The sequence below is a fragment of the Streptomyces sp. AC602_WCS936 genome, assembly GCF_019049125.1.
GTDB lineage: Bacteria > Actinomycetota > Actinomycetes > Streptomycetales > Streptomycetaceae > Streptomyces.
Map to the genome: position 1 here is coordinate 18,982 of NZ_JAGMUF010000120.1, position 19,510 is coordinate 38,491.

A 19,510-nucleotide genomic window follows, 5' to 3' on the forward strand; every position below is an offset into this window, starting at 1 on the left:
CTCCACGAACGAACTGGAGACACCGCACATGACAGCTCCTCACCCGCGTCACCGCCGTGCCCTCGCGATCCCGGCCGGTCTGGCCGTGGCCGCGTCGCTGGCCTTCCTGCCGGGCGTCCCGGCCTCCGCCGCCGAGGCCGCTCCCACCGTTTCGGCGGACTCGTCGTCCTCGGCCTCGATGAGCTACGTCGTCAACGTCCGCCCCGGGCACGGCCCCTCGGCGCACGTGAAGCGGGCGATAGCCAAGGCCGGGGGCACGATCGTGACGTCGTACGACCGGATCGGTGTGGTCGTCGTCCACTCCTCGAACGCGGACTTCGCGAAGACCGTCCGCAAGGCGCGCGGCGTGCAGTCGGCCGGCGCCACCCGCACCGCGCCGCTGCCGTCGGCCGCCACCACCGACACCGGTGCGCCCAAGGTGCTCAGCGGCGAGGAGATCGCCGCCGCCGAGGCCGCCGAGGGCCAGGACCCGCTGCAGTCCCTCCAGTGGGACCTGCCCGCCATCAAGGCGGACAAGGCGCACGAGAAGACGCTGGGCAGCGAGGACGTCACCGTCGCGGTCATCGACACCGGCGTCGACGACACCCACCCGGACATCGCCCCGAACTTCGACCGGGACGCCTCCGTCAACTGCGTCTCCGGCAAGCCGGACACCACCGACGGCGCCTGGCGGCCGAGCGCGGCGGAGAGCCCGCACGGCACCCACGTGGCCGGGGAGATCGCCGCCGCCAAGAACGGCGTCGGCATGACCGGCGTGGCGCCCGGGGTGAAGGTCTCCGGCATCAAGGTGTCCAACCCCGACGGCTTCTTCTACGCCGAGGCCGTGGTCTGCGGCTTCGTGTGGGCGGCCGAGCACGACGTGGACGTGACCAACAACAGCTACTACACCGACCCCTGGTACTTCAACTGCAAGAGCGACCCGGACCAGAAGGCCATCCTCGAGGCCGTCAGCCGGGCCGCGCGGTACGCGGAGCGGAAGGGCGCGGTCAACGTCGCCGCGGCCGGCAACGAGAACTACGACCTCTCCTCCGACGAGATCACCGACCCGTCCTCCCCGAACGACACCACGCCCGGCGACCGGGTCGTCGACCCGTCCGAGTGCCTGGACATCCCGACCCAGCTGCCCGGCGTCGTGACGGTCGCCTCGACCGGCGCCAAGGGCCTCAAGTCGTCCTTCTCCAACCACGGTCTGGGCGTCATCGACATCGCCGCGCCCGGCGGCGACTCGACGGCCTACCAGACGCCGGAGCCGCCCGCGACCAGCGGACTGATCCTGGGCACGCTGCCCGGCGGCAAGTGGGGCTACATGGCCGGTACGTCGATGGCGTCCCCGCACGTCGCGGGCGTCGCCGCCCTGATCAAGTCGACGCACCCGTACGCTCCCCCGGCCATGGTCAAGGCCCTGCTGTACGCCCAGGCCGACGCCACCGCGTGCACCAAGCCGTACGACATCGACGGCGACGGCAAGGTCGACGCGGTGTGCGAGGGCTCCAAGAACCGCAACGGCTTCTACGGATGGGGCATGACCGACGCGCTGGACGCGGTGACCTGGTAACCGGTACTCGGTGACCACGGCGGTCACCACGCGCGCGTACGTGCGGCGGGCCGGGAGTGATCTCCCGGCCCGCCGTGTGCGTACCGGGGTGTGACGCGTCACTCACTCTCTTCCCGGCTCCCTCGAACCGTACGGCGGCCGAAAACGTCCTCATGTACGGAATGCCGGACCGCCAGTTCTTTTCCGGAACTTGCCCGGATCTGGGGGAGCTGGTGAAGATCTCGAGGTGACCTTGACAAGACCCCCGTCCCGGACCACCGGCACCGGACGGCACGCGCGGCCCTCCGGCACCGGCCGGGCCGCGGCCGTGCTCGTGCTGGTGGTGCTGGCCGCGCTGATACCCGTCCTCGGCCCGTCCCCCGCCCTGCACGGCACCGGGGAGGCCGAGGCACCCGGCACCGGCGGCATAGCCCTGCTGCGCACGGTGCTCTTCGCCGCCCTGAGCGTCCCGGTCGGCGAACTCTTCGTGAACCGGCTCGCCAAGTCGCTCCCCGGCGCTCCCCCGCAACGCCCCCGCAGTTGGGCGCCGTACGCGGCCGCCGCCGGCTTCGTCGCCGCGCTGGGCCTGGCGTCGGTCGTGGCCACCGGCAATCTGGTGCCGGACAGCGCCGTCGACATCGACGTCGGCGGGCTGTACTCGTCCCGGGACGGCAAACTCGCGCTCCTGGAGGTCAACGGCTTCCTCGCGGCCGGCCTGTGCGCCACCTCCCGGCGCCCCGGCCTCCAGGTCTGGCCGCTGGCCGCGGTGATCGTCGCGGAGGCGCTGCGCGCGCACCCCACGACCGAGTACAGCCCGCTGCTCGGATCGGGACTGACCCTCGTCCATCTGACCTGCGCCTCGCTGTGGGTGGGCGGCCTGCTGTACGTGCTGCGGACCCTGCGCACCTGGCGGGACGCCGAGGCGGGCCCGGCGCTGCTGGGCCTCTACGCGCGCGTGGCGGCCGCCTTGCTGGCGGCCATCACGGCGACGGGGGTGGGCAGTTCGCTGCGCCGGATGCCGCCGGGCACGATCGCGGACCAGCTGACGGACACGGCGTACGGGCGGGTCCTGCTCGCCAAGGTGATCCTCATGGTCGCGGTGGCGGCTCTCGCCCTGTGGGCCAGGGTCCGGCTGAGCCGCGCGGCCGACCCGCTGGCCGCCTGCTCACCCGCGCGCGCGGAGGTCGCCGCCCTCGGTGTGGTGGTCGCGGTCTCGGGACTGCTGACGGCCCTTCCGGTTCCGATCCGGTGGTAATCCGGTGGTGAGTTCCGCAACGCCCGCTTCCGGTGGGCCGCTTGACGGAGGAACCGTTTCGCCTCGGCTTCGTGGGGCACCTGCCGCACCCGAGTGTCGGTCGTGGCCCGTATCCTCATGGACCATGCTCGAAGACCGCACGACCGCAGCGCCGTCCGCCACGGCGTGGCCGGCCGCGTATCCGCAGGGGTACGCGGTCGTCGACGTGGAGACCACCGGACTGGCCCGCGACGACCGCATCATCTCCGCGGCCGTCTACCGTCTGGACGCCCGCGGCGAGGTCGAGGACCACTGGTACACCCTGGTCAATCCTCAGCGGGACCCGGGCCCGGTCTGGATACACGGTCTGACGAGCGAGGTGCTCCGGGACGCGCCGCTCTTCCCGGACGTCGCCGAGGAATTCGCGGCCCGTCTCGACGGGCGGGTCCTGGTCGCGCACAACGCCGTCTTCGACTGGCAGATGATCGCCCGCGAGTACGCCCGCGCCAGGCGTGAGGCTCCGGTGCGGCACCGGCTGTGCACCATCGCGCTCTCCAAGGCGCTGGCCCTGCCGCTGCCCAACCACAAGCTGGAGTCGCTGGCCGCCCACTTCGGCGTCGTACAGCAGCGGGCGCACCACGCGCTGGACGACGCGCGGGTACTGGCGGAGGCGTTCCGGCCGAGCCTGCTCGCCGCGGCGGCGGGAGGGCTGCGGCTGCCGCTGCACGAGTGCCGGCCGCTGACCGAGTGGTCGGACGCGCCCGCCCCCCGGATCGGACAGCAGGCCGGCTACGGCGGCTACCGGCCGACGAGTTGGCGCCCGTCCCGCAAAAGGCCCGCATGCCCCTATCCCAACCCGGGCCGGTACGAAGAGGGCAAAAGACTCAAGCAGGGCATGCGGGTCGCCTTCTCGGGTGACACCTCCATCGAGCGGGACCTGCTGGAGGACCGCGCCACCGAGGCCGGGCTGCATGTCGCCACCAGCCTGTCCCGGCTGACCAGCCTGCTGGTCACCAACGACCCGGACTCGGGCACGTCGAAGGTGGTCAAGGCGCGCCAGTTCGGGACGCCGGTGGTGGACGAGGCGGCGTTCGGCCAGCTCCTGGGGGACGTCGAGCCCGCGGACTCCGAGCCGTGAGCCGGGCCGCGCGGGGAGCGCGGACGAGCCGTACGGACGGGTGATTCCGGGCGACTCGCCCGGCGCCCGCTCGCCCGCGTCGCGGCGACGGCTCACCCTGTGGCGCATGGCGACATGCGAAGTCTGCGGCAACAACTACGGAATGACCTTCGAGATCCACGCCCAGGGAGCGGTGCACGTCTTCGACTGCTTCTCCTGCGCGATCCACCGGATGGCCCCCATCTGCGAGCACTGCCGGGTGCAGATCATCGGCCAGGGCGTCGAGGTCGAGGGCCACTGGTACTGCGGCGCCCACTGCGCCCGCGCGGAGGGGAGGGCGGGGATCGTCGACAAGGTCTAGTCCCCCGAAGGCGTACCCGCCGCATGACACCCCACGACCGAGTTGTACCGTCGTGGGGTGTACCGCTTCCTCCTGTCCCGCCAGTGGGTGATCCTCACCCTGGTCGCCGTGCTGCTCATCCCCACGATGATCCGGCTGGGCTTCTGGCAGATGCACCGCTACGAGGAACGCACCGCCCGGAACGACCTGGTCGCACAGGCGCTCGACGCCGCGCCGGTGCCCGCCGAGTCGCTGACCGCTCCCGGCAAGAAGATCACCACGAGTGAGCGGTACCGGACCGTCACCGCGAAGGGCCGCTTCGACACGGACCGCGAGGTCGTCGTCCGCCGTCGCACCGACTCCGACGACAACATCGGCTACCACGTGCTGACCCCGTTCGTGCTGAACGACGGCAAAATCCTGCTGGTCAACCGGGGCTGGATCCCCGCGGACGGTCCGAGCCAGACCGCTTTCCCCGACGTTCCCGCACCGCCCCGCGGAGAGATCACCGTCACCGGGCGGCTGATGCCCGACGAGACGACCGAGGCGAGCGGCATCAAGGACCTCGAGGGCCTCCCGGACCGGCAGATCATGCTCATCAACAGCGAGCAGCAGGCCGAGCGCCTGGACGCCCCGGTGCTCGGCGGGTACGTCGCCCTGATCAAGCCGGAACCGAAGGGCAACACCCCGGAGCGGATCGGCAGGCCCGGCAACGCGGACGCCGCGCTGAACTTCGCGTACGCGATCCAGTGGTGGCTGTTCGCCGCCGCCGTACCGGTCGGCTGGTGGTTCCTGGTCCGCCGCGAGAAGCGCGAACGTGAGACCGCCGAGGACGTGGAACCGGCACAGGCGGAACCCGCGAAGGTGTAGCCGCCCGCCGGTCGCGCCCCGACGAAGCACGCGGACGGACCCGATTGCTCCGCGCCCCGTCGGGAAGACGGAATCCCGTGCACCCCGAAATCGAGGACTACGCGCTCATCGGCGACGAGCAGACCGCGGCCCTGGTCTCCACGGACGGCTCCGTGGACTGGCTCTGTCTGCCCCGCTTCGACTCCGCCGCCTGCTTCGCCAAGCTGCTCGGCGACGAGGACAACGGCCACTGGCGCATCGCCCCCAAGGGCGCCGAGCGCTGCACTCGGCGCGCCTACCGGCCGGACACCCTGGTCCTGGACACCGAGTGGGAGACCGCGGACGGCGCGGTACGGGTCACCGACTTCATGCCCCAGCGCGACCGCGCCCCCGACCTCGTACGCGTCGTGGAGGGCCTGCGCGGCGAGGTCACCGTGCACAGCGTGCTGCGGCTGCGCTTCGACTACGGCTCGGTCGTGCCCTGGATGCGCCGGGCCGACGGCCACCGGGTCGCGGTCGCCGGGCCGGACTCGGTGTGGCTGCGCAGCGAACCGGAGGTGCGCAGCTGGGGGCAGGACTTCGGGACGCACGCGGAGTTCACGGTCGCCGAGGGCGAGAAGGTCGCCTTCGTCCTCACCTGGCACCCCTCGCACGAGCCCCGCCCTCCGCTGGTCGACCCGTTCATCGCCCTGGAGCACAGCGTCGAGGACTGGCGGGCCTGGGCCGCGCACTGCCGCTACGACGGCCCGCACCGGGACGCCGTCGTCCGCTCGCTGATCACCCTGAAGGCGCTCACCTACAAGCCCACCGGCGGCATCGTGGCGGCGCCGACGACCTCGCTGCCCGAGGAGCCGGGCGGCGTGCGCAACTGGGACTACCGTTTCTGCTGGCTGCGCGACTCCACCCTCACCCTGGGCGCCCTGCTGTCGGCCGGGTACCTGGAGGAGGCCGAGGCCTGGCGCGACTGGCTGCTGCGCGCGGTCGCGGGCAACCCGGCCGACCTGCAGATCATGTACGGCCTGGCGGGTGAGCGGAGGCTGCCGGAGTTCGAGCTGCCGTGGCTGTCCGGCTTCGCCGAGTCCACGCCCGTACGGGTCGGCAACGACGCGGTGAACCAGCTCCAGCTGGACGTGTACGGCGAGGTCATGGACTCCCTGTCGCTGGCCCGGCTGGCCGGCATGCGTCCGCAGCCGCAGATGTGGGAGCTGCAGTGCGCGCTGATGGGCTTCCTGGCCACGGCGTGGCGCGAGCCCGACGAGGGGCTGTGGGAGGTGCGCGGCGGGCGCCGGCAGTTCGTGCACTCGAAGGTGATGACGTGGGTGGCGCTGGACCGCGCGGTGCGCACCCTGGAGAACCATCCCGAGCTGAGCGGCGGCGACCCGGACGGCTGGCGGGCGCTGCGCGACGAGGTGCACCGGGAGGTGTGCGACAAGGGCTACGACCCCGAGCGCAACACCTTCACCCAGTCCTACGGCTCGCGGGAGCTGGACGCCTCGCTGCTGCTCATCCCGCGCGTGGGGTTCCTGCCGCCGGACGACCCCAGGGTCGTGGGGACGGTCGACGCGATCGGCGCGGAGCTGTCCCGGGACGGGCTCGTGCGCCGGTACAGCACCGAAGGGGACCCCGTCGACGGGCTGCCGGGCAGCGAGGGGACCTTCCTGGTGTGCTCGTTCTGGTACGCGGACGCGCTGCACGCGACGGGCCGGACCAAGGAGGCCCGTGCGCTGTTCGAGCGGCTGGTGGGGCTCGCCAACGACGTGGGGCTGCTGGCCGAGGAGTACGACCCGGTGGCCGGCCATCAGCTCGGCAACTTCCCGCAGGCGTTCAGCCACGTCGGCCTGGTGAACACGGCCCTCGCCCTGTTCGGGGACGAGGGGGCAGGATAGGGCCATGGATCTTGGACTGAAGGACCGGGTGTACGTCGTCACCGGAGCCACCCGGGGCCTGGGCAACGCCGCCGCGCGCGAGCTGGTCGCCGACGGGGCGAAGGTGGTCGTCACGGGGCGGGACGAGAAGACCGTCGCGGAGGCGGCCTCGGCGCTGGGGCCTAACGCGGTGGGGGTGGCCGCCGACAACGCCCACCCGGAGGCCGCCGGCCGGCTGATCGCGGCCGCCCGTGAGCACTTCGGCCGCTTCGACGGCGTACTGATCAGCGTGGGCGGGCCGCCGCCCGGGTTCGTCGCCGACAACACGGACGCGCAGTGGCAGGCCGCGTTCGAGTCGGTGTTCCTCGGCGCGGTGCGGCTGGCCCGGACGGCGGCGGCCGAACTGGAGGGCGGCGGCGTCATCGGCTTCGTGCTGTCGGGCTCGGTGCACGAGCCGATCCCGGGCCTGACCATCTCCAACGGCCTGCGGCCCGGCCTGGCGGGCTTCGCCAAGTCCCTCGCCGACGAGCTGGGCCCGCGCGGCATCCGTGTCGTCGGCCTGCTGCCGGGCCGCATCGACACCGACCGGGTGCGCGAGCTGGACGGCATGTCCGCCGACCCCGAGGCGACGAGGGCGGCGGCCGAGTCCCGCGTCCCGCTGCGCCGCTACGGCGCCCCGGAGGAGTTCGGTCGCACGGCGGCCTTCCTGCTGTCCCCCGCGGCGTCGTACGTCACGGGCGTGATGCTGCCGGTGGACGGCGGGATGCGGCACGGGTTCTAGACGGCGCCTGCCGGGGCCCGCCCGGCCGCTGCCCCGGTCCGCCGCAGGTGGGCGGAGTCCGCGCGGCGCCGGTCGACACGTACCGCCGCGAGACGACCGAGCACCCTTGGCGGAAATCCCTTCCGGTCGACGCCCCGGTCCGCCGCCGACGGGCGGAATCCACGCGGCGGCAGTCGGCGCGTACCGCCGCGACGGGACCGGGCACCCTCGGCGGGAATTCCTTCCGGCCGTTGCCCCGGTCCGCCGCCGACGGGCGGAATCCACGCGGCGGCAGTCGGCGCGTACCGCCGCGACGGGACCGGGCACCCTCGGCGGGAATTCCTTCCGGCCGTTGCCCCGGTCCGCCGCCGATGGGCGGGGTCCACGGCGGCGGTCGGGACGTACCGCCGAGTGCCCCTCCGCGGACGTTCCTCATGGCGGTGGGCAGCCCGGAACCATGGGGCACGGCCCCCGGGCTCGCGGCGGTCAGCTGACCCGCTCGGCCCCGTGCTTGACGCCCCGGAGCTGGACCTCGGCCGGGAGGGCCGCGAGGTTCGCCGAGGTGCGGGCGTGGGTCAGGGCGCGGGTGGTGAGGTCGTCCAGGGCGGTGCCGGGGTCGACGTGGGGGGCGAGGAGGAGGCGGACGCGGGCGGCCGGGGAGGCGCGGCGGCCGGTGAGCCGGACCCTGGCCCGTTCGACCCCGTCCACGCGGTCGGCCTCCTGGGCGATGACGGCCTCCAGGGCCCGGCCGCGCAGTGCCGCGCCCTCGCCGTCACCAGTGTCGACGAGCACCTCGGTGAGCCGGCGGCGGCGCACCACGGCCACCAGCCACCACAGGGCGAGCAGCAGGAGAACGGCGAGCGCGGCGATGACGACCGGCCACCACCAGTCGGCCTCCCGCCACCTGGTCCGCTCGGCGGTGCTGAGCAGCACGTCGTGCGGCCCCTGGCGGAGCCACCAGGAGGGCGCGGGGGCGCCGAAGCCGATGGCCAGCACGGAGCCGCCGAGGGCGAGCAGGATGAGGCCCACCAGCCCCAGGAGCACCCGGTCTACGGTTCTCAGCACCGCCCTCACCCCTTCTTCCCGGGGCGCGCCACCCTGACCGACACAGCGGGCGGCCGGGCCAGCCCCAGCCCGCGCACCGCGTCGTCGAGCACGCCGTCCAGATCGGTCCGTACGTCGTCCAGTTCCCGGAAGTGCGCCAGCGCGCGCACGCGTGCCTTGCGGCGGCGCAGCCGCACGCGCGCCGCCTGCACCCCGGCGACCTCCATGGCCCGGTCGCGCAGCACCGTCGCGGCGGCGTCCCGGTGGAGCCCGGCGCGTACGTCCGGCAGGGTGCGCCGCATCGGCAGCACCTTGCGCAGGCCGGGTGTGAGGGCCAGGAGCAGCAGCCAGAGCCCGAGGGCCGCGGCGACTCCCGCGCCGACCAGGACCCACGTGTCGTCGAGGGGCTGCTCGGCCAGTTGCCGGGCCAGGTCGCGGCGCCAGCCCAGGGCCGAGCGGCCGGTGCGTACGGCGACGATGTCGTAGAGGAAGGCTCCCGCGACGAGCAGGAGCAGCAGCGCGACGATGCCCGCGGGGACGCGGCGTACCGACCAGAAGCGGCCGGCCCGTCCGTCGGCGGTGCCGGGTCCGGGCGCCGGTGGCGATCCGCCGCCGGGTGTCTCCTGTTCCGTGCCGGGCTCCATGACGGACAGCCGCCGGGTGCTGCCCTCCGTGCCCTCGGCGCCCTGGGGCTCGCTCATCGCGCCCTCCCCTGCTTCGCGCCGTACTCCGCCGCCAGGTGCAGCCGCTCCACCTGGACGGCGACCTCCGGCACCGCCATGCCCACCAACGCGCGTACCCGCTGGACGACTTGGTGACGCACCTGCCCGCAGCGGGCGCCGATGTCGCACGGGTAGTCCAGTTCGAGGTGGACCCGGACTCGGGCGGTGTCGTGATGGACCGCGACGGTGGCGTACGGGCGTGCCGCGTCCGGGTGGAGCGGGCCGACCGCCTCGCGCGCCGCCCGCGCGGCGACCTTGGCGACGACCCGGTCGGCGATCCGCGTGGCACCGCGCTCGCCCGGCGGCACGCCGGTCAGGGGTTCGAGGAGCTCACCGGCCCCACCGCTCACGCCGGTCACCGCCGCCGGTCGTCGCGGGAGCGGAAGAAGTCACCGAGGTCCATGTCCCCCTCCAGCAGGCGGCCCACGACGAAGCCGACGGCTCCCAGGGCCGCCACCAGCACGAAGGCCCCGAAGCCGCCGAAGTACCCGGCGAAACCCAGCGCCATGCCGGCGATCAGGCCGACCACGGCCATGCTCATGGTGCGCTCCCCTCAGTCCGCGTCCGCGTCATTTGCTGTCACGTGCTGTCGCTTGATGTCACTTGATCCGAGGCTCCGGCTCCTCGTCCTCCTCGTCGGGCAGTTTCACGTCGCTGACCGCGATGTTCACCTCGACGACCTCGAGGCCGGTCATCCGCTCCACCGCCGCCACCACGTTCTCCCGCACGTCGCGGGCCACATCCGAGATCGACACGCCGTATTCGACGACGATCTCGAGATCGAGGGCGGTCTGCTTCTCGCCGACCTCGGCCTTGACGCCGCGCGTCACCCCCGACTTGGTCCCGCCCGGCACCCGGTCGCGCACGGCGCCGAAGGTGCGCGACATGCCGCTGCCCATGGCGTGCACACCGGCGACGTCGCGTGCCGCCATTCCGGTGATCTTCTCCACGACGCCGTCGGCGATGGTGGTGCGGCCCCGCTCGCCGGGGGCTCCCCCGCCGCGCCGGACGCCTTGTGCTCGCTGGGCCCCGGTCTCGGGCGTGTCCTTCTCCGTCAGGTCACTCATCGCCGCAGTTCCTTTCCCGGTCCGTCCTTCTTCGACCACCGTAAGCAAGGTTGCGCGATCGCGCGCCGGGGATGCGGCAGGGTGGAGCAATGACGACGGCGGACCGGTGGGCGCGGGCGGTGCGGGAACAGTTGGGGCTCGGCAGGCTGCTGCCGCTGGGCGGGCCGCGGGACGGCGCGTGGATCGCCGAGCGGGCGGTGCGCGAAGTGCTGCTGGCCGCTGCCGGGGCCGTGGCGGGTGTACGCCCGGACGGTCTGCGCGTGGCAGCCGCCGATCCGGGTGACGCGCGGGAACCGGTGGTGCCGGCACCGCCGAGTGCCCTGCCGCCCGGGCCGCTGCGGGTGACGGCCGACTTCGCGGCGACGGCGGCGGAGCCGCTGCCGGTGACGGCCGCCCGGCTGCGTGCCGCGCTGGCGGCGGCGGCGCGCGGGCTGGGCCTGACGGTGACGGACGTGGATCTGCGGGCGACGGCCCTGCTGGAGACGGCTGCGGGGCCGGTCGCGGAACCGGCTCCGGCACCGGGCCGCGAACCGGGGCCGGGCGGCGCCGCCAGCCGGGGGGAGGGCGAGGCGGGTCGCGTGGCGGACGTGGCGCTGGCGGTCCCGGGCGTGTCCCGGCTGACGGCCACGCTGGGCCGTCCGGTGGACATCGCGGAGCTGTCGCGGGAGTCCGCCCTGCCGCGCCGTCACGTCCGGGTGGAACTGGCCGTGCACGCCGGGCACCACGCGGTGGAGGTGGCCCGGCAGGTGCGCACGGCGGTGTCCGAGGCCCTGCCGGACCGCCCCTCGGTGGCGGTACTGGTGACGGCGGTCGACTGACCGGACCGGCGGACCGGCGACGGACCGGCGGACCAACGGACCAGCGAACCGACAGCCCGACAGACCTGCGAACCGGCCAACCGGCCGACCAGCGAGCGCCTACTCCGACCCGCCGGTGTTCCCGGTCACTCCCCGAGCCCGGCCAGGTCGCGCAGACGGCGGCCCTGGGCGGCGCGTTCGGCGGCGCGCTGGGCCTCGTAGTCGCGGCTGAGGGCGCCCTGGAGGAGCGCCTTGGTCTCGATGATGGCGTCGCGCGGCGCGGCGAGCACGGCGGAGGCCAGGTCGTGGACGGCACCGTCGAGCTGGTCCGCGGGCACGGCGAGGTTGGCCAGCCCGGTGTTCACGGCCTCCTCGGCCATGACGAAGCGGCCCGTCGCGCAGATCTCCAGCGCGCGGGCGTAGCCGACCAGGGACACCAGAGGGTGCGTGCCCGTCAGGTCCGGCACCAGGCCGAGACTGGTCTCGCGCATGGCGAACTGCACGTCGTCAGCGACGACTCGCAGGTCACAGGCGAGGGCCAGCTGGAAGCCCGCCCCGATGGCGTGCCCCTGCACGGCGGCGATCGACAGGATGTCGCTGCGCCGCCACCAGGTGAACGCCTCCTGGTACTCGGTGATGGTCGCGTCCAGCTCGGCGTCGTCGCCCCGCGCGAGGTCGATGAACGACGGTTCGCCGTCGAAGCCCTCGGGCGTGAACGCCTGCCGGTCGAGCCCGGCCGAGAAGGACTTGCCCTCGGCACGCAGCACCACGACCCGGACGGAACCCGGCAGCAGCCGGCCGGCCTCGGTGAGCGCCCGCCACAGAGCGGGGCTCTGCGCGTTGCGCTTGGCCGGGTTGGCCAGTGTCACCGTGGCGATCGCGTCGTCGACGGTGAGCCGCACCCCGTCCTTGTCGAGTGCGGGACCGGGGTCGTGGGCGGGCGAAGCCATGGGGCGCCTCCGAAAGGTGCGGTCGTCGTCCCCGTCGTACGCCGGCTTGCACGCCGTGCGACGAGGGAGCTAAGTGACTGCACAGTAACCACCCGGACGGTCCGACGACCGACCGGGTGACCACCTTCACTTTCGAAAGCCGAGGGGTCGCCCGGAACGTCAGGCCGATGTGGCCTTCTTGCCCCGGGTAGCCCCGCCACGCCCTCGGAGCGTGACGCCCGACTCACTGAGCATGCGGTGCACGAAGCCATACGAGCGGCCGGTTTCCTCGGCCAACGCCCGGATGCTTGCACCGGCGTCGTACTTCTTCTTCAGGTCTGCCGCGAGCTTGTCGCGCGCGGCGCCGGTCACCCGGCTGCCCTTCTTCAGAGTCTCGGCCACCCGTGCCTCCTCATGGGAAGTGCGCTCTGGTCTCCTCATGATCACCCCTTCCGGCCCTGATGGCCACCCATTCGGCAAGGTCGATGAGACAAGGTTGTGACGACAGGAGCGGGTCCCCACATACGGAATGCGAGATTCCAGAGAATCGCGTCCGTACACCCGAACGGGTTTCTCCACGAAGTTCCAGGTCAGAAAGGCGTCGCGGCCGGACCCCACGCGATGGCGGGTCCGGCCGCGAAATCCGTGTAGGACACACCTCGTGATGAGGAGATCTCACACAGATGGTGGATCACGGATCGACTGAATGATCCATACCCAGTGGATCATCCATTCGATCAAGCCAGGGCGACGAGATCCGCGTAGTCGGCGCCCCAGAGGTCCTCGACGCCGTCCGGAAGCAGAATGATCCGCTCCGGCTGCAGCGCCTCGACGGCGCCCTCGTCGTGGGTGACCAGGACGACCGCGCCCTTGTAGGTGCGCAGCGCGCCGAGGATCTCCTCGCGGCTGGCCGGGTCGAGGTTGTTGGTGGGCTCGTCGAGCAGCAGCACGTTGGCCGACGACACCACCAGGGTGGCGAGCGCCAGGCGGGTCTTCTCGCCGCCGGACAGGACACCGGCCGGTTTGTCGACGTCGTCGCCGGAGAACAGGAACGAGCCCAGGGTCTTGCGGACCTCGACCAGGTCCAGGTCAGGGTTGGCCGAGCGCATGTTCTCCAGGACGGTGCGCTCGGGGTCGAGGGTCTCGTGCTCCTGCGCGTAGTAACCGAGCTTGAGGCCGTGGCCCTCGACCACCTGGCCGGTGTCGGGCTTCTCGACGCCGCCGAGGAGGCGGAGCAGGGTGGTCTTGCCCGCGCCGTTGAGGCCCAGGATGACGACCCGGGAGCCCTTGTCGATGGCCAGGTCGACGTCGGTGAAGATCTCCAGGGAGCCGTACGACTTGGACAGGCCCTCGGCGGTCAGCGGGGTCTTGCCGCAGGGCGAGGGCTCGGGGAAGCGGAGCTTGGCGACCTTGTCGGACTGGCGGACCGCCTCCAGGCCGGAGAGCAGCTTGTCCGCGCGGCGGGCCATGTTCTGCGCGGCGACCGTCTTGGTGGCCTTGGCGCGCATCTTGTCGGCCTGCGAGTGCAGGGCGGCGGCCTTCTTCTCGGCGTTGGCGCGCTCGCGCTTGCGGCGCTTCTCGTCGGCCTCGCGCTGCTGCTGGTAAAGCTTCCAGCCCATGTTGTAGACGTCGATCTGCGAGCGGTTGGCGTCCAGGTAGAACACCTTGTTGACGACCGTCTCGACCAGCTCGACGTCGTGGGAGATCACGATGAAGCCGCCGCGGTAGGTCTTCAGGTAGTCGCGCAGCCAGATGATCGAGTCGGCGTCGAGGTGGTTGGTCGGCTCGTCGAGCAGCAGGGTGTCCGCGTCCGAGAACAGGATGCGGGCCAGCTCGATGCGTCGGCGCTGACCGCCGGAGAGCGTGTGCAGGGGCTGGCCGAGCACCCGGTCGGGCAGGTTCAGCGCGGCGGCGATGGTGGCGGCCTCGGCCTCGGCGGCGTACCCGCCCTTGGTGAGGAACTCGGTCTCCTGGCGCTCGTACTGCCGCAGGGCCTTGTCGCGGGTGGCGCCCTGGCCGTTGGCGATGCGCTGCTCGTTCTCGCGCATCTTGCGGATCAGTACGTCCAGGCCGCGGGCGGAGAGGATGCGGTCGCGGGCGAGCACGTCGAGGTCGCCGGTGCGCGGGTCCTGCGGGAGGTAGCCGACCTCGCCGGAGCGGGTGACGGTGCCGCCGGCGGGCTGGCCCTCGCCGGCGAGGACCTTGGTGAGGGTGGTCTTGCCGGCGCCGTTGCGGCCGACCAGGCCGATGCGGTCGCCCTTGGCGACGCGGAAGGTGGCGCTTTCGATGAGGACGCGGGCACCGGCGCGCAGCTCGATGCCGGAGGCGGAGATCACGGTCAGACTCCTGGGCGGGTGGGTGGCGGGACGGGCGGCTGGAGGACGTTCCCGCCGTCTAATGCGCGAGGAGAATGGCCATGGGGCCAGTCTAACGGGGCCGTGCAAGCACTTTTCCCGGGTCCGGCCGTCAGCGGCCCCCTGTTCGGGGCTCCGCTGTTCGGATGCGCTGGTCCGGGGTGTTGTCAGTGGGCGGTGCCAGACTGGCCACAGGGCTGGATTCCGGGACTTCACAGGCCTCCTGAGGCTTCCCGGGGTTCCCCGGGCCTCGGGGTCTTCGCGGCGTCCGGCCTCCGACACCGGCTCACAAGGGAGTGATCGGCATGGCAGGCATGGACGGCGGCCGTCCCAGCGTCTACCCGACGCTGCTGTACGCGGACGCCAAGGCGGCGGTCCGCCAGCTCACCCAGGCCTTCGGCTTCACGGAACTCGCCGTGTACGAGGGCGAGGACGGCTCGGTGGCTCACGCCGAGCTGGCCCAGGGCAACGGCGCGGTCATGCTCGGCTCGAAGGGCACGGGCAGCCGCTTCGACGAGGCGATGAAGAACGCCGGGACGACGGGGGTGTACGTCGTGGTGGACGACGTCGACGCCCACCACCGCCGGGCGGTGGAGCACGGCGCGGAGATCCTGATGCCCCCGACCGACCAGGACTACGGCTCGCGGGACTACATGGCCCGGGACCTGGAGGGGAACATCTGGAGCTTCGGTACCTACGCTCCGGAGATCCGCGCCTGAACCCGGGCCGACGCCCTCCGGCCGCCCCTCAGCCGCCTCCGGTGTGCACCTGGAACGCCGCCCGGCGCACGGCCTTGGCCAGGGCGGGGTCGGGGTGTGCGGCGGCGAGCGCGACCAGGACCTGCACGGTGCGCGGGTGCCCGACCGCTCGTACCTCGTCGAGCAGGGCCGGGACGGTGGGCTGCACCGCGGACTCCAGGTGGCGCACGAGCAGCGGGGCCTCCCCGTGGTCGGCGACGGCGGCGGCGGTGTCGACCCACAGCCAGGTGGCCTCCCGGCGGGTGAGGACGTGGTGGGCGTCCTCGGGGTCGGCGCCGTCGTGCTCGGCCAGCCACAGGAGGGCGTAGGGCCGCAGCGTCGGCTCGTCGACGACGGCGCGGACGTCGGGCTCGGCGGGGGCACCGACGACCCGGAGCGCGTCGAAGGCGAGGCCGCGCAGCAGGGCGTCCTCGCCGCGGGCGGCACCGATCAGCTCGGCGACGGCGCTGCCGACGGGGCGGGCGGCGAGCCAGGCGCGGTACTCGGCTCGGGCGGCGTTCGGGCGGAGCCGGCCGCAGCCGCGGAGCATGTCCTCGGCCGGCTGCTCGATGTTGCCGGCGGGGCTCTGCGCGGCGACGCAGATCTGCTCCAGTTTGACCCAGACCGCCCAGCTGCCGAGCGGGGTGAGCGTGGCGTGACCGTCGCCGCAGGTGAGGGCGCCGACGGAGGCCAGGGCGTGCAGGGCCCAGTCGAGGAGGGGGGCGAGCGGAGTGCCGGGGGCGGCTTCGGGGGCCGGGGCGGCCTCGGAGGGCTGCGGGGTTCCCGGCTCGAGCCGGGGGCCGTAGGGCACCTCGCAGCGCTCGGTGCGCAGTTCGGTGACGCGCTGCTCCAGCAGGTCCAGGAGCTGCGCCACCGGAACGGGTCCGGCGGACAGCTGGAGGAAGGAGAGCACCTGCGGCATCGCGGAGATGACCTCGGCCACGGCGGCGGGCTCGTGCCCGGCGGGCTCCGGGTGGGCGAGCGACCAGGCGTCGAAGAGGGCGACCCAGCCGCGCAGCACGGCGCTGTCGTCACGGTTCCAGGCGCGCAGCCGCCAGCCGGGGCGAGCACTGTCGCCGTGCACCTCGACCAGGCCGGCGAGACGGGCGGTGTCCCAGTCGGCGCGGACCTCGGCCGGGGTCAGGCCCAGCTCCCGGGCCGCGCGGTCGGCGGTCGCGTCGGAGAGGGTGGCCTTGCCGTCGGCGGTCGCGCTGCCGCGGCCGAGTGCGGTGTCGGCCCAGCGGGCGACGCGGGCCGCGTCGGCCAGACCGGAGCGCGCCATTCTGGCCAGCTCCGACCGGGCGGGAGTGCCCTCCGGGGGCCGTGGCGCGGCGCGGCGCGGACGCCGCTGGGTCATCGCTTGAGGGGCGGCGGCCAGGGGTCGCGGGCGGACGAGTCGGAGCCTGGAGTCGCGCGGGATACGGGACGTCACGGGTGCAGTCTTCCGGTTGACCGTCCGAAAACCCAAACGGAATGCGACGACCACCGTCCGACGCCGGGGACGTACCGGCCTGGAACGCCATCCAGGGCACGATCAAGCCACCGGTACGGCATTAAACGGAACCGGTAGGGAGCAGGGTGGGCGGGGGTCCGCCGGGCCACACGGCTCGCGTCGCCGGGTAGGCACGGGGCGGGTCCGTCGGAGACGCCGGCCGGGGACCGCCCGGAGCGGATCCGGAGCGGATGACGAGGGCCACCGGCGGTACGCGACTGGCCCGGCGGAGACCACGGCACAGGCCCGACGGAGGCTCCTGACCGGGACGTGTACCGGAGCAAGCCGGTACGGAGCAGGGGGCACGGGGCCGCCAGGACACGGCACGCGCGCCGCCGGGCACTCAAGGGGCGGGCCCCCACCGGCAGCCCCCGGCCGGAGGCCGCCCGGGGGCGGCTGGCAGGGGGGCGGCGGCGGGGCCGGCAGGGCCATCGGAGGCGCGCCGCACGGGTCCGCCGGGGAAAGCACATGGAACGGGGTGGAGGGAGATACCGGCACGGACGCGCGCCAGTACGTCCGGTGCGGATCGTCGGAGGCGACCGGTGCGGAGAACGCCGGGGTCACACCAGTGGGGTCATGAAGCGGCGCAGTGTCTCTTCGTAGTCGTCGGGGTCGGCGTTCCACATGGCGCCGTGCGGGGCGCCCTTGACGGGGTGCAGGGCGACCAGGCGGGGGTGGGTGTCGGCGAGGCGGCGGGAGAGGCGCCAGGGGGAGACCGCGTCGTCGGGGCCGTGGAAGATCAGGGTCGGGACCGCCGGGCGGTAGAGGCCGGCGGTCCCCGCGTCGTGGTCGGCGTGCAGGCCGGCGCGGCCCTGGGCGGCGCGGACGGCGAGCGGCAGGAGCGCGCCCGGGGTGCGGCGGGCGGCGGCCAGGGCGCGCAGGGTGGTCTCCCAGCTGAGGACCGGGGAGTCGAGTACGAGCCCCGCGATGCGCTCACGCACGCCGGACAGCGCGGCGGTGCGCAGGGCCATGGTGGCGCCGGTGGACCAGCCGAGCAGGACGACCTGGCGGGCGCCGTGGTCGACGGCGTAGCGGACGGCCGCGTCCACGTCGCGCCACTCGGTCTCGCCGAAGTGGTGCAGGCCGTCCGGCGAGGACGGGGCGCCGACGTCGCCGCGGTAGGCGAGGGCGAGCACCGGGACGCTGCGGCGCTGCAGGGGTGCGATGAGGTTCAGGGCGTGCTCGCGGGTGGCGGCCAGGCCGTGCACGGCGATGACCCAGGTCGGCCGGGACCCGGGCAGGAACCAGGCCGGGAGCGGCCCGAGTTCGCCGGGGACCTCGACGTCGGCGAACTCGAGGTCGAGGGCGGTGCCCGGGTTGCCGACGTACAGGTTCGGCGTGAACCAGGCGCGGTCGCCGGTCGTGAGGGTGCCGTGCGTGACGCGTTCGAGGCGGCGTACGACGGTGTCGGCGTCGTGGTCGGCCGTGCCGAGGACCGGGCCGACGACCGCGTGGGAGCCGTCGCCGGCGAGGCCGTAGCGGCCGGGGCGCAGCGCGGCCAGGTCCCGGGTGAGGGTGATCTGTCCGGCGGCGGTGCCGTGCACGGTGAGCCGCGGTTCGGTGGGCAGGGGCCGGCCGGGCGGCGCCTTGAGCGCGGCGTCGCTGGCGAGCCGTCCGGCGGCGACGCTCGCCGCCCCTGCGGCCAGGGCTGCGGTGACGGCGGCGGCCGTCGCGGGGAGGATGCGCACGCCTTTCAGTTTCCCGGGGGGCCGCGGAGTAAGCCACCGGGACGGCGGGCGGGCGGGCCCGTTCGGATCAACGGGCCCGTGCCGGGGGTCAGGTCCGCTGCCCGTACCCGCGCAGCCGGTCCGCCACCTCGGCCAGCTGCTCCTCGGTCAGCAGGGAAGGCGACCGGCCGGGCACCGAGGAGGCCGTCAGCCACAGCCGGCACATCCACTCCAGCTGGGCGGTGCGGTCGTACGCCTGGTCGAGGGAGGCGCCGTAGGTGAGGGTGCCGTGGTTCTGGAGGAGGCAGCCGGTGCGGTCGGTGAGGGCGTCGAGCATGTGGCGGGCCAGTTCGTCGGTGCCGTAGGTCGCGTAGGGGGCGACGCGGACGGGGCCGCCGAGTGCCGCGGTCATGTAGTGGACCGGCGGGAGTTCGGGGACGAGGAGTGAGACGGCCGTGGCGTGCACGGCGTGGGTGTGGACGACGGCGCGGGCGTCGGTGGCGCGGTAGACGGCGAGGTGCATGGGCAGCTCGCTGGTGGGGACGAGGGTGCCGAGCACCTGCCGGCCGTCGAGGTCGACGCCGGTGACGTCCCCGGGGGCCAGACGGTCGTACGGCACACCCGAAGGGGTGACCAGCACCGTGTCGCCGACGCGTACCGAGACGTTGCCCGAGGTGCCGACCACCAGCCCGTCCGTCACCGTCCGCCGGGCCGTGGCGACGAGCGCCTCCCAGGCCGCCCTCCGGTCCCGTTCCTCTTCCGGTTCCGCTTGTCCGGCCGCCCGTCCGGCCCGCGAATACGTCACAGTCACCGTCTCCTCCCCGCCCGCTCCGGGCCCGTTTCGACCGCCGCCCGACCGGCGTCGCGGCGATCCTGCCAGGCACGTCTCCGGAGAGCATCGGGGCGGACACGCGGAGGGAGGCGGTGGCGCCGGTTCCGGTCACCGTGGCGCCCTGCTCAGTTCATCTTCCGTTCACCATGGTTACCTACGTTCGTCCAGCC

20 protein-coding genes are annotated in these 19,510 nt (G+C 73.6%); 9 read left to right on the forward strand and 11 right to left on the reverse strand.

All coding sequences use genetic code 11. The features are described 5' to 3' along the window. The first annotated feature begins 28 nt into the window (after nucleotides 1-28). From KUM03_RS32480 to KUM03_RS32510, 7 genes are all read left to right on the forward strand, one after another. Nucleotides 29-1,555, forward strand: a complete 1,527-nt coding sequence (locus KUM03_RS32480; protein WP_217254159.1) for a S8 family serine peptidase — start codon at nucleotides 29-31, stop codon at nucleotides 1,553-1,555. Nucleotides 1,556-1,781: 226 nt separating this feature from the next. Beyond that, nucleotides 1,782-2,789: a CopD family protein gene (locus KUM03_RS32485; protein WP_217254160.1), complete on the forward strand. Its 1,008-nt coding sequence runs from the start codon at nucleotides 1,782-1,784 to the stop codon at nucleotides 2,787-2,789. A gap of 124 nt (nucleotides 2,790-2,913) precedes the next feature. After that, nucleotides 2,914-3,906 carry a DEDDh family exonuclease gene (locus KUM03_RS32490; RefSeq protein ID WP_217254161.1) on the forward strand — a complete coding sequence of 331 codons (993 nt, stop codon included), beginning with the start codon at nucleotides 2,914-2,916 and terminating at the stop codon, nucleotides 3,904-3,906. Nucleotides 3,907-4,012: 106 nt separating this feature from the next. Further along, a complete protein-coding gene (locus tag KUM03_RS32495) occupies nucleotides 4,013-4,246 on the forward strand; it encodes a hypothetical protein (protein ID WP_079160512.1) in 234 nt (77 codons plus the stop codon). 57 nt (nucleotides 4,247-4,303) lie between these two features. After that, nucleotides 4,304-5,095: an SURF1 family protein gene (locus tag KUM03_RS32500; RefSeq protein ID WP_217254162.1), complete on the forward strand. Its 792-nt coding sequence runs from the start codon at nucleotides 4,304-4,306 to the stop codon at nucleotides 5,093-5,095. A gap of 77 nt (nucleotides 5,096-5,172) precedes the next feature. Then, entirely contained in the window at nucleotides 5,173-6,960 is a 1,788-nt protein-coding gene (locus tag KUM03_RS32505; protein WP_217254163.1) for a glycoside hydrolase family 15 protein, read from the forward strand. A gap of 4 nt (nucleotides 6,961-6,964) precedes the next feature. Further along, nucleotides 6,965-7,720, forward strand: coding sequence for an SDR family oxidoreductase (locus tag KUM03_RS32510; protein WP_217254164.1), 756 nt, complete (start codon nucleotides 6,965-6,967; stop codon nucleotides 7,718-7,720). Between the two features lie 465 nt (nucleotides 7,721-8,185). Here the strand turns inward: KUM03_RS32510 and amaP are convergent, their stop codons facing one another. Genes amaP through KUM03_RS32535 form a run of 5 tightly spaced genes read right to left on the reverse strand, consistent with a single transcriptional unit; the run spans nucleotide 8,186 to nucleotide 10,532 of the window. Then, nucleotides 8,186-8,773, reverse strand: a complete 588-nt coding sequence (gene amaP, locus KUM03_RS32515; RefSeq protein ID WP_217254165.1) for an alkaline shock response membrane anchor protein AmaP — start codon at nucleotides 8,771-8,773, stop codon at nucleotides 8,186-8,188. Then, entirely contained in the window at nucleotides 8,770-9,444 is a 675-nt protein-coding gene (locus KUM03_RS32520; protein ID WP_217254166.1) for a DUF6286 domain-containing protein, read from the reverse strand. The genes amaP and KUM03_RS32520 overlap by 4 nt, the downstream gene beginning before the upstream one ends. Further along, nucleotides 9,441-9,824: a hypothetical protein gene (locus tag KUM03_RS32525; RefSeq protein ID WP_217254167.1), complete on the reverse strand. Its 384-nt coding sequence runs from the start codon at nucleotides 9,822-9,824 to the stop codon at nucleotides 9,441-9,443. Before KUM03_RS32525 ends, KUM03_RS32520 begins: the two co-directional genes overlap by 4 nt. Beyond that, the gene (locus KUM03_RS32530) at nucleotides 9,821-10,006 is read right to left on the reverse strand and encodes a hypothetical protein (RefSeq protein ID WP_073721406.1); all 186 of its coding nucleotides are present in this window, start codon (nucleotides 10,004-10,006) and stop codon (nucleotides 9,821-9,823) included. The genes KUM03_RS32525 and KUM03_RS32530 overlap by 4 nt, the downstream gene beginning before the upstream one ends. 58 nt (nucleotides 10,007-10,064) lie before the next feature. Then, a complete protein-coding gene (locus KUM03_RS32535; RefSeq protein ID WP_217254168.1) occupies nucleotides 10,065-10,532 on the reverse strand; it encodes an Asp23/Gls24 family envelope stress response protein in 468 nt (155 codons plus the stop codon). An 89-nt stretch (nucleotides 10,533-10,621) separates the two neighbouring features. Here KUM03_RS32535 and KUM03_RS32540 point away from each other — a divergent pair, with 89 nt between their 5' ends. Then, nucleotides 10,622-11,350 (forward strand): nucleopolyhedrovirus P10 family protein, encoded by a 729-nt coding sequence (locus tag KUM03_RS32540; protein WP_217254169.1) that lies wholly within the window; start codon nucleotides 10,622-10,624, stop codon nucleotides 11,348-11,350. 125 nt (nucleotides 11,351-11,475) lie between these two features. Here KUM03_RS32540 and KUM03_RS32545 read toward each other — a convergent pair whose 3' ends face one another. The 3 genes from KUM03_RS32545 to KUM03_RS32555 all read right to left on the reverse strand — a co-directional run bounded on the left by KUM03_RS32545 (nucleotide 11,476) and on the right by KUM03_RS32555 (nucleotide 14,594). Beyond that, nucleotides 11,476-12,279 (reverse strand): enoyl-CoA hydratase/isomerase family protein, encoded by an 804-nt coding sequence (locus tag KUM03_RS32545; protein ID WP_217254170.1) that lies wholly within the window; start codon nucleotides 12,277-12,279, stop codon nucleotides 11,476-11,478. Nucleotides 12,280-12,438: 159 nt separating this feature from the next. Next, nucleotides 12,439-12,660: a helix-turn-helix domain-containing protein gene (locus KUM03_RS32550; RefSeq protein WP_003976983.1), complete on the reverse strand. Its 222-nt coding sequence runs from the start codon at nucleotides 12,658-12,660 to the stop codon at nucleotides 12,439-12,441. Between the two features lie 335 nt (nucleotides 12,661-12,995). Beyond that, entirely contained in the window at nucleotides 12,996-14,594 is a 1,599-nt protein-coding gene (locus KUM03_RS32555; protein WP_217254171.1) for an ABC-F family ATP-binding cassette domain-containing protein, read from the reverse strand. 332 nt (nucleotides 14,595-14,926) lie between these two features. Between KUM03_RS32555 and KUM03_RS32560 the strand changes: the two genes are divergently transcribed. Then, complete coding sequence (locus KUM03_RS32560; RefSeq protein WP_217254287.1) at nucleotides 14,927-15,331, forward strand: VOC family protein; 405 nt, start codon at nucleotides 14,927-14,929, stop codon at nucleotides 15,329-15,331. A gap of 28 nt (nucleotides 15,332-15,359) precedes the next feature. On the opposite strand, the gene KUM03_RS32565 is transcribed toward KUM03_RS32560, so the two are convergent. The 3 genes from KUM03_RS32565 to KUM03_RS32575 all read right to left on the reverse strand — a co-directional run bounded on the left by KUM03_RS32565 (nucleotide 15,360) and on the right by KUM03_RS32575 (nucleotide 19,313). After that, nucleotides 15,360-16,781, reverse strand: coding sequence for a hypothetical protein (locus KUM03_RS32565; protein WP_217254172.1), 1,422 nt, complete (start codon nucleotides 16,779-16,781; stop codon nucleotides 15,360-15,362). 620 nt (nucleotides 16,782-17,401) lie between these two features. Beyond that, nucleotides 17,402-18,529 carry an alpha/beta fold hydrolase gene (locus tag KUM03_RS32570; protein WP_217254173.1) on the reverse strand — a complete coding sequence of 376 codons (1,128 nt, stop codon included), beginning with the start codon at nucleotides 18,527-18,529 and terminating at the stop codon, nucleotides 17,402-17,404. 88 nt (nucleotides 18,530-18,617) lie between these two features. Next, nucleotides 18,618-19,313, reverse strand: coding sequence for a class II aldolase/adducin family protein (locus KUM03_RS32575; RefSeq protein WP_217254174.1), 696 nt, complete (start codon nucleotides 19,311-19,313; stop codon nucleotides 18,618-18,620). Nucleotides 19,314-19,510: the final 197 nt, after the last annotated feature.